The organism is Methylobacterium sp. Leaf88 (assembly GCF_001422795.1).
Taxonomy (GTDB): domain Bacteria; phylum Pseudomonadota; class Alphaproteobacteria; order Rhizobiales; family Beijerinckiaceae; genus Methylobacterium.
The window spans coordinates 1-9374 of the sequence record NZ_LMMK01000041.1 but is presented as its reverse complement, the minus strand read 5'-3'; the positions used below and the strand labels follow the sequence as shown (position 1 = coordinate 9374).

Sequence of the window (9374 nt, the reverse complement as noted above, 5' to 3'; positions counted from 1 at the left end):
GTCCGTCCTCCAGGCTCAAAAGCCATACCAAAGGGCGGACCACTTCAATGGGGGCGGATCAGCCTGACGGACGAGGAAGCAGCAGACGCCAAGCTCAATTGGCGTCAGTGGGTGACAGATGGCCGTGCCAAGTTGCAGTGGGGCTGCATCGTCGTTCCATCTGAGCAGCTGACCACCGAGGAGTGGATTGCCGAAACCGCCCACCTGCGGGGAGAGCCCGTTCACTGAAGCCACAGGTTACCCCTGTTCAGAGCCCCGCCATGATGCGGTTCCTCAATAGACTGAAAGCAGGAAGCAAATGGTCGACGACTATGCTGAACAGGACGGGAAGACCGTCGCCCTAGACGTGATGGCCCAGAGCGAAATCAACCAGATGAGTAACTACCTGCAACGAGGACGCTCATTCGCAGGCTTGGACGATGAGGCTCTAGCAAGACGCTGGGTTAGTGATATGCGCGCTTGGTCTAAATCCGTTGCGCACCGTCCCCGAGATCTTGATGATGCAGGGGCCGAGTACGAGCTACGTCAGCAAGAGCACCCTACCATTTGGTAGAGGCAGAGGTGGAAGCCGTGGTTGCTGCTGTTAGTACAGCATTCGAAGCTATGACGGTAGAAGAGAAAGAAAAGGCTAACGAGCAAATCATGGCCGATTTTAAGGCCAATCGTAGCAGCCGCAACTAAGCTGCCCTAAAGCCCCATTCAGATCAAAATTCAAGTTCCGCTAAAGTCTAAATTGTCGCAGTCAAAATCTTATATTGAAGTTAGTGGAATTACTATTTATTCACATTTTTGTGAAATGATCTTGTTTACTTTCTGGCAACCGCATTACGTAATCAGAGAAGCTGCACGGCAATGGTCAATATTAACGTCGGCGTCATTACTGATGGCAATGAGGGTGACGCGGTTGTAGGCGTTCTGAATGGCGGAGCAGTAGCCACAAATGACACGGCCGGTGGGCTTAGTGGCACATACTTTTCTGCTTATAAAACAAGCTCCGCGTATTATAACGTGAAAATCACCGCTTCAGGCGGAGGGACTTTCGACGTCGGATCGATCTACGGTGTGAATGCTGGTAGCGGACCAGACACACTGTTATTTCAGGGTTTGGGATCCTCAGATCAGATCCTATTTACTAAGACGGTAACTTACAACCCTACTGACGTTAACAACAGTTTTTCATCTCAGCTGACGACCCTGAATTATACCGGCATCACAACCCTCAAGGTTTATGCCATTAACAATTCTGGTCAGCCCTTTTATTTCGACAGTCCTGAATTTGGTATTATTTCCTCAATCGGTGCGGATGCAACGCCGCCCACAGTAGTTAGTATTGTCGGGCCGTCTGGCTTTACAAATGCGACAAGCCTTAGCTTCACGGTTTCTTTCTCTGAAGCTGTCAGTAACGTAACGGCCGGCGGCTTCACGCTTCACGACCTCAACGGAAACGTCGTAGCTGGAACGATCGGCACGCCAACCTCGTCTGATGGCGGCATCACTTACACGGTCGCCGTGTCCGGCCTAACCAACGAAGGCGCAGTTCACCTCGACTTGAACGCCTCGGGCACCGGCATTCAAGACATTGCCGGCAATGCGCTCGCGGGTGGTGCCACTGGGACGAGCGTTATTCTTGACCATGTGGCGCCTGCAATTACTTTGGCACTCTCAGCCGATACCGGTCTGAACAGCCATCCCCTCATCACCGATGCGGCGAGCGGTGCGCTCGTCCTCGACGCTGCCGAGTTCGCGCAAGCTCTACGTTTTGGCGGGACCGTGAGTGATGCCAACCTCGGTATTCCGAGCGGAGCCGTCGTGACCATCACGGCTGCCGATGGTCATGCTGTTCCTCCTCATGTCGTACCCTTGCAGGGCGACGGCACCTACGCCTTCCGGGTCGATGCACCTGGCACGGCTGGTGGCGTCAACCAGAGCATCGCATCAGCCCTGGCGGACGGCACCTACACCGTTGTCGCTTATACGCAGGATGCGGCCGGGAACATCGCCCAGACGGCGCCGACGACCCTGATCGTGGACACCACAGCGGATGTTGGGGCTGATGCCGGGCTCAGCCTCAAGGGGACCGCTGATCACCTAATCAACGCGGTCGAGGCGCGCGCAGTCAGATTTGCCGTCTCAGGCCTTGATGCCGACGCTACGGCCGTCGCGACCTTTACGGATGGAACGCACACGGTCACGACGAATGTCGTGGCGAACGGCACGGGCACGGTGGACCTATCTGGGTTCAACGGTACGGTGACCTCGTCGCTTGCCATCACGGACGTGCACCAGAATGTCGCTTCTGCGGTCGGTAGCACCGTGCTGGTCGACACCCTTGCCCCCTTTGAACCCGCGGGCTTGGCCGATATCGCGATCCGCAACGGCTTCGTTAACGCGGCTGCCAACACGCCCGCACAGACACTGACGGGAACGGCCCAGGCGAGCAGCGTCATTACGGTCTACGATGGTGCGACGGCACTCGGCGCCGTTGTGGCTGATGCCACGACCGGACGCTGGACCTTCACCCTTGGCGCCCTGGCGGAGGGGCAGCATGCTCTCTCGGCCGTGGCCACGGATCCTGCGGGTAATACTGGCACCGTGAGCCGCACGCTCGCCTTCGCAGTCGACACGCAGGCCCCCGGCGCGCCAAACTTGGCATTGACCCACGATACGGGTGCCAGCGCTACGGACGGCATCACGCGGGATGGCGCGATCACCCTAGTTCCCAGCGAGGTAGGCGGAACGCTGACCTACACGGTCGATGGTGCGATCGTGGCGGCCTATGATCCCGCGAGCCTCGTCCAAGGCGCGCACACGGTCGCCGTCACTCAGACTGATGCCGCCGGCAACGTCTCGACGGCCGCCAGCCTTCGCTTCACTCTCGACACTCTGGCGCCGACCGCACCGACCCTGCAGCTTGCTCATGACACCGGCGTAAGTGCGGTCGATGCCCTGACGCATGACGGCAGCCTTTTGGTTTCGCCGAGCGAGGCGGGTGGTACACTGAGCTACGTGGTGGATGGCGCCGCTGCAGCGGCCTACAACCCATCGCTCCTTGCCCAAGGTGCGCACACCATCGCGGTCACGCACACAGATGTGGCCGGCAATGTCTCGGCCGCTACCAGCCTCGGCTTCACGCTCGACAGCATCGCGCCGAGCGCACAGGCAGACACCCTGTCAGCAAGCGGCCTGTCCGCGCCTCTCACGGGCAACGTACTCGCTAACGACGCGGACGCCTCGTCACTCCACCTCGACAGCCTGCAGTTCGGAAATGGGCCCGCCATCAGCGTTCCGACCACCGGCACGGCGCAGATTGCTGGGGCGCACGGCACTCTGACGATCGCGTCGGACGGCACCTACAGCTATCAGGCGACGTCGGCTGGACACGATGTGTTCACCGAGACCGTGATGGACGCGGCCGGCAACGCCAGCCAGACCGCGCTGACGCTCAACGTGGATCATACGCAGGAAGCCACATTCCGGTTCTTCGACACGAAGAGCGGAGGCCACTTGTTCACGGCGAGTGCGGACGAGGCGGCTCAGGTGCGGGACAGCATGCCGAGCTTTGTTCAGGAAGGCATCGCCTGGACGACGCCGGACAACGGCACGGATACGGTGGACGTGTTCCGTTTCTACGATACGAAGACGGGCGACCACTTCTTCACGACGAGTGTCAGCGAACGGGATGGGCTCATCCAAGGTGGGACGAGCTACCACTACGAGGGTGTCGCGTTCGAAGCCTTCGCGAACGAGGGTTCGAGCGGCACGGCGGCGGTCGAGCGCTTCTTCAACGTGCAGACGGGCCAGCATCACTACGCGCTGGCTGAGGAAGCGGACGGCATCCGTCACGGTTCGGCGGGCGGCGGCTGGGTCGACGAGGGCAAGGCCTTCGTCGTGCAGGTTGCGCCTCACGACCTGATGGCTTGATCTCGACTGCTCAGCAGCAGACAGGACCCTGGGAGCCGATAACGGGAGTTATCGGTCCTGAGGCCTATACCGGGGTCGAGGCGTCCTAGCAGGGAAGCGTCGGACCAGCGTCAACATTGAGCGCCAACCCATTGCGGCAGCGCCCAAAACTTCGTCCTGAACCTCAACAATTCTCAACAGGTGCAGATGGGAGCGCCCTCGTGTGCGCGTGCGTGCGTAGTGCTCCCATTTCGTCACTAGGCCAGGACGCAGGGGTAGGTCAGGCCATCGCCCAGGCGAGCATCAGGATGCCGCCCAGGAACATCCCGTAGGTGGCAACCACGGCAGCGACCTCGCGGTGCTGGCGTAAGACAGAGCGGGTGCGTGACATTTGGACGGGACCAGGGGAGGCGTGCGGCCTCTTTCTGATCGACCAACTATGCCGATGTGAGGGCCCCGACTGCCCGAATGCGTGAGAAATATCCGCCGTAGCGGGGCGGCCACATAAGTAGTTGGACGCGCGTCTTTGGCTGGACCGTCAGGATTTCAGAGCCTGAGAGGTTGGCTGATTATCGGGCGCTGGGGTCGCTGATCGCTCCGGCCACTGCCGCGGTTAGGGCTGCGGTCATCATGCCGAGGAAGGTCACCGTGATCATCTCTTAGGCCCTTTCGAAGTGTGGCCTGGGCGCACCAGAGCCGCTGAATTCGAGATGCCTACCAATTCGTTTACGAGCCGTTAACCGTCACCCGAAGCATACCGCACAGCGACACCCTCACACGTCGCAAAAGACCCGCCGCAGCCAGGGGCTGGGCGGATCTCAGAGGCATATCTGTAAGGCTAGGCCCTTACAGGCTCAGGAAGGCGTTGGCCGAGCCGACGATGGTGAAGACGAGGCCACCCGCGAAGGCAGCGATCATCGCGTAGGAGAAGCCTTTCAGCAGCATCCGGGGGTCCCTCCGATCAGCAGCGGTTTCCGCCCGAGGTCTGGCCGTACTGCTGGGTGGGGAAGTTCTGCTGGTTGGCGTTGCCCTCGGCGGCCGAGCTCATCGGGCAACCGAGATAGGCCGGGGGACGTCGCATATCGTTGACCGAGCCCGTGGTCTCGACATCGTAGGGTGCGAACGACGTGTAGCGGGAGGGGCTGTCATAGGCCATGGCGGACGAGATCGGAGCAACGCCAAGGACAAGGGCGGTGGCGAGGACGGCGATACGGGTCTTCATTAGGCTTACTAGCTCCTTCACAGTACGAACCAAATGTCTGGCTCGTTTCTCTCTGTCTGAAACTAATATGGGGAGCCTATTTCATTCTTGACGTGCCAGGGGACACGCGGTGGGCTGGATTAAAGCCGGGCGCTGCAAAACCCGTCTCAGCTATTCTGGTACGGACCGCGGAAAAGATCGCCTAAAGCTCTGCGTCTGAACAAGGTATACCAGCGCCGACGCTGATGCTCGGGCCGATCGTGGTTCATGTGGCAGCGCTGGCAGAAGGCCGCGAGGTTCTTCGAGGCATTGTTGGCGGTGTCATGATCGCGGTGCCCGGTCGCCAAAACCACATGTGTAGTTCTGACTTGCCCAGGACGTCATCGGCCCCGATCGCCAGGCAGATGAAGCGCCCTGCCCCATCCCGCCAGGAGCCCTCCTCTCGGTCCCACCAGCGGCCATCGCCAAGATGGAAGACGCGCTGTCCGTGCGGACGGGCGCAGACCTCGCAGCGTCCCTTCGCTCGTTCGAAGCGGATCACGACCGAGAGCTGCGGCCAGTCGATCGGATAGAAGAAGCGGTGCTCGCGCCGGATCGGCATCAGGAGGATGCCTGCCGGGTCGCCGCAGCGGCTACGTCTGCCTGGCTGCGGGTGCGTGCCTGGGGGAAGTAGCTGTAGAAGGTATCCCGGCTGACCCCGAGGCGCTGGGCGATCGCCGCGATCGAAATGGTGCCCGAGTGCAGCAGGGCGTGCCCCACCTCGATATCGGCTGGCGTAAGCTTCTTGGGCCGTCCCCCTTTTCGTCCTCGCGCCAGGGCGGCCTTCAGCCCCTCCATGGTGCGCTCCCGGTTGAGGTCGAGGAAGTACTCGGCCATGGCGCCGTGCATCTGCAGGGCAAAGCGCCCATGCGCCGTGTCGCTGTCGAACTGCTCGGTGAGAGAGCGGAAGTGGACCTCCTTTTTCCGCAGGCTGTCGATCGTACGCATCATCTCGACGAGCGAGCGACCGAGCCGGTCGAGTTTCCAGACGACGAGCACGTCGGTGGGTCGAAGGTAGGCGAGGGCCGCCTCGAACTCCGGACGCTTGGTCCCAGCCTTGCCGGACTTCTTTTCCTCGAACAGGCGTTCGCACCCAGCTTTGGTCAGCGCATCACGCTGCAGGTCGAGGTTCTGGTCGAGGGTGGAGACGCGGGCATATCCGACGAGCATGTCGGGATAGTGGTTCAGGCGCGTTTAATCTGCAATAGAAATCCGGTCATATTTTCCTGACAGAAACACAGTGGTTTGAAGCCGCTCGAACTGGGTCCATTCACAATGCCGGGAAAACGATCGTTAGCCCGACATCGCATCAAATATCGGGAATGCCCTCTCTACCCCTCATTTCCTGAGTGGTTTGTCCGGCCGTCTCCTTGCTCAGCTTAATCTGACCTAGAGGGCTTCAGCCCAACCGGGCGAATACTGGATTACTCGCCCAGATGGTAGGTGAACCTGGAAGGTGTGGGGCACCTTGTTATTCGGGACGTTGATCAACTCGACGCGCATCCCGAAGCTCTTCTCGGCATCCGGATCGGACATGTCGTGGATGATGCAAGGAACCCGCGTGCCGTCCGCGAACACCGCGACGCCCTGCTGGGCCATGTCCGTGCGTTTGAACTGCCGCCGATCCTTGAACTGATCGAGATCCTTCGCGCTTTGTCGATCCACCTCGTTCTCCCTACGCCCGATGCCGGTAGGTCCATAAACGATGGCGGCCTTACAACGCTGTTAAGAGTGCGCCGTGCGGCTGCAAACCTTGGCGACGCGGCATCTGGGCTCGATGCCTCGACCTTGGGGGCGCATAGCCTGCGGGCCGGGTACATCACGACGGCGGCCGAGCGCGGCGCGGATCTCGCGCGTATTATGGATCAGTCGGGGCACCGCGACCGGCGGACCGTGGTCGGGTACATCCGCCGAGCGAACGCCTTCAAAGATCATTTGGGGAGCGGGTTCCTATGAGCAGGAAGACGGCTGGAGGATAGAGAGCTCATTCATCTCACGCACCGCGCTAGTACTCCAGCTACCGCTGCATTCAACGAGGCCACCACTGGTGCGCCATGCCCCGAGGCCGGTGCATTTCAATTCGAGCTTGCCCGTGATCGGCACCAGGTTTGGACCCTGAACGATCGTTGCCTGTACGGTTCCATCCGCGAAGACGCCACCCTCAACATCAGTGTCTTCACCGGGGATCGACGCAGATCACTCTTCGACTTTGCAACGCATGCTCGTAAAAAAAGAGCCACACCGAGAACATTGATCGGTTCGACGAACAGCCAAAATCTCTCATTTGCGATACTGATTTAGAGAAATATTGCTGTTCTGAACTATGATCGCTCGCTAATTGATAATTATAATTTGTTTTTGAACTGTTTTACCTCTTACGGCGTTTTAGTCGTCAAACTTGGAACGCACATTTTTTCCCTACTCTTACCCAGAAACAAGCCCCTGAGTATCCAAGTTTCACGAGAAATTTTGTATAGTGTTTTGACATCGAACAAAGGTCGTTATTTTGGAAAAAGCAAATACTTATTGTGATAATAAAAGCGATCTAAGATTTGGTCTCAACTTCTGTAACGAGATAATTGATCTGACCGGCATCTATTGGATGGGCTGCTCTTTTACAGATTGCTCGCTGACCGCTAACCGGAAAGATAATGAGCTAGTTTCCATCCGAGCTGTAAGCTTCTTACGCTGCACCTTTACAGGTGATGGCTGGCCGAAACACATGGGGCAGTAATCTATGTCTCTCAAACGAGCTAATCATAAAAGCAGTCGTCCCCTGAGGCGGACCAAGGCATCGGCAATGAATGCTGCAGAACTGCGCTCTGCGCTTCGAAATCTTAATCTAAGTCAGTCTGGTGGCGCTCGCCTTCTTGGTGTCGACGCGCGCACTATGCGCCGCTGGTGTTCGGCTGACAGCGCAAGTGCCAGTGAAGTTCCACCACCTGTCGCCCGCTTCCTCTGGTTTATGCAGGTATCGGGAGCTGTCCCCGCCGAAGTGATGAAGGCACTGACGCCTTTCCTTCTGGCCAAGACAGCTTTGTGATAGCCCCCCGATACAACGAACAGCTAACAAACGTCTAGAAAAGGATCCATTTTTTGTATAATAGCGGCGGCAGTCTATTTGGACAAACGCAGGACTTACTGGAGGACGATGCGGTCATCTCCGACGAGTATCTAAGCCTGAGTGTGGGAGTTTCGTGCAACTGAACGAACCGTTCTTGGCACCCGGGCGTTTGGCTCCTTGCTTCAACAGCACAAGGAATATGGAGCTTCCAATGCGTAGAATTCTGCTCGTGACTGCAGCCCTTGGTGGGCTGCTACTCCAAGATACCTCCAGCTTTGCGCAGGGTTTCCGGTTCGGCCCTGGCGGTGTGGAAGTCGATGATGGGCGCGGTTTCCGTGAAGAGCGTGAGGAGCGCCGCTATCGTCGGATGTGCCGCGAGCTTCGCGACGCTTGCGAGGACAAGGATCGCTATGGTGAAGAGGGCCAGGGCAACTGCCGCCGTTATCGTCGCACTTGCGGCTGACAGGGTGCGAACCCGAACCGCAGAAGCGGAATAGGGTGACGTTCAAGCTGATACGCTGAGGCTTACGGCTTGGCGGTCGGACGCCGAGTACTCGACACGTCTGACGCTGCTACAGGAGGAACCCGGCATGAGGACGCTGTGGGTTACAGCACTCGTTGGCCTGAGTTTTTTGGGCGCAATAAGCTCAGCTTCGGCTCAGCGAGGGGGTCGTGACTACGGCCACGACGAGCAGGAGTATGGCAGTCGAAGTTATGGCGAGCGCGACGGCGGTGGTCATGGTCGCGGGTACGATGACGATGACGATGATCGGCCACGTGACCGGGGCCGCAGCTACGATAATGGCCAAGATAACGAGCGGCTTCGCAGATACGATGGAGATCGGGATCGTCAGCCCAGTCACAGGTACGACAATGATGCCCGGGAACGGAAGCGTAACCGTGGGTCCCAGGAAGAGCCAGAGGCTGAGTTCGACGAAGACGAGTATTTGCGTTGCAACCCGGATGTCGCCCAAGCCGTGGAACGAGGCCAAATGCAGTCCGGCGATTTTCATTACAAGACATTCGGGCGCCGTGAGAGACGTCAGCTCACTTGCCCCCTAAAGCTCTGAGGGCTTGTCGGAAAAGGCAGATAGCTAAGCATTGCTCCTAGGGTCTGTCATCGCTTGAGCCAATCGAGGGCCGCGGCAAGACAGAGGACGCCCATGAAGC

Annotated in this window: 7 protein-coding genes and 1 pseudogene; 4 read left to right on the top strand and 4 right to left on the bottom strand. The window is 58.9% G+C overall.

What is annotated here, in order from left to right:
- Together ASF20_RS24740 and ASF20_RS16270 are read left to right on the top strand one after the other, a co-directional pair.
- Positions 1-228 (top strand): hypothetical protein (locus ASF20_RS24740; protein ID WP_210166845.1); only part of this gene is annotated, 228 nt, incomplete at its 5' end.
- Between the two features lie 624 nt (positions 229-852).
- Complete coding sequence (locus tag ASF20_RS16270) at positions 853-3921, top strand: Ig-like domain-containing protein (protein ID WP_156648100.1); 3069 nt, start codon at positions 853-855, stop codon at positions 3919-3921.
- 940 nt (positions 3922-4861) lie between these two features.
- Here ASF20_RS16270 and ASF20_RS16265 read toward each other — a convergent pair.
- From ASF20_RS16265 to ASF20_RS16260, 3 genes and pseudogenes are all read right to left on the bottom strand, one after another.
- Positions 4862-5122 carry a hypothetical protein gene (locus tag ASF20_RS16265; protein WP_056275792.1) on the bottom strand — a complete coding sequence of 87 codons (261 nt, stop codon included), beginning with the start codon at positions 5120-5122 and terminating at the stop codon, positions 4862-4864.
- A gap of 146 nt (positions 5123-5268) precedes the next feature.
- Positions 5269-5702: pseudogene (locus tag ASF20_RS25035) on the bottom strand (hypothetical protein).
- On the bottom strand, positions 5702-6310 hold the full coding sequence (locus ASF20_RS16260) for a recombinase family protein (protein WP_056275788.1): 609 nt from the start codon (positions 6308-6310) through the stop codon (positions 5702-5704). Before ASF20_RS16260 ends, ASF20_RS25035 begins: the two are co-directional and overlap by 1 nt.
- 273 nt (positions 6311-6583) lie before the next feature.
- Between ASF20_RS16260 and ASF20_RS25030 the strand changes: the two genes are divergently transcribed.
- Both ASF20_RS25030 and ASF20_RS23525 read left to right on the top strand, forming a co-directional pair.
- The gene (locus ASF20_RS25030; RefSeq protein WP_244476454.1) at positions 6584-7096 is read left to right on the top strand and encodes a hypothetical protein; all 513 of its coding nucleotides are present in this window, start codon (positions 6584-6586) and stop codon (positions 7094-7096) included.
- 1319 nt (positions 7097-8415) lie between these two features.
- Positions 8416-8667, top strand: a complete 252-nt coding sequence (locus tag ASF20_RS23525; protein ID WP_082501392.1) for a hypothetical protein — start codon at positions 8416-8418, stop codon at positions 8665-8667.
- Positions 8668-8851: 184 nt separating this feature from the next.
- On the opposite strand, the gene ASF20_RS24195 is transcribed toward ASF20_RS23525, so the two are convergent.
- Entirely contained in the window at positions 8852-9217 is a 366-nt protein-coding gene (locus tag ASF20_RS24195; protein ID WP_056275781.1) for a hypothetical protein, read from the bottom strand.
- Positions 9218-9374: the final 157 nt, after the last annotated feature.

Excerpts from the sequence above, each read along its gene's own strand:
- ASF20_RS16260 (WP_056275788.1), bottom strand. The coding sequence starts at position 6,310 with ATGCTCGTCGGATATGCCCGCGTCTCCACCCTCGACCAGAACCTCGAC.
- ASF20_RS24195 (WP_056275781.1), bottom strand. The coding sequence starts at position 9,217 with ATGAAAATCGCCGGACTGCATTTGGCCTCGTTCCACGGCTTGGGCGAC.
- ASF20_RS23525 (WP_082501392.1), top strand. The coding sequence starts at position 8,416 with ATGCGTAGAATTCTGCTCGTGACTGCAGCCCTTGGTGGGCTGCTACTC.
- ASF20_RS16265 (WP_056275792.1), bottom strand. The coding sequence starts at position 5,122 with ATGAAGACCCGTATCGCCGTCCTCGCCACCGCCCTTGTCCTTGGCGTT.
- ASF20_RS16270 (WP_156648100.1), top strand. The coding sequence starts at position 853 with ATGGTCAATATTAACGTCGGCGTCATTACTGATGGCAATGAGGGTGAC.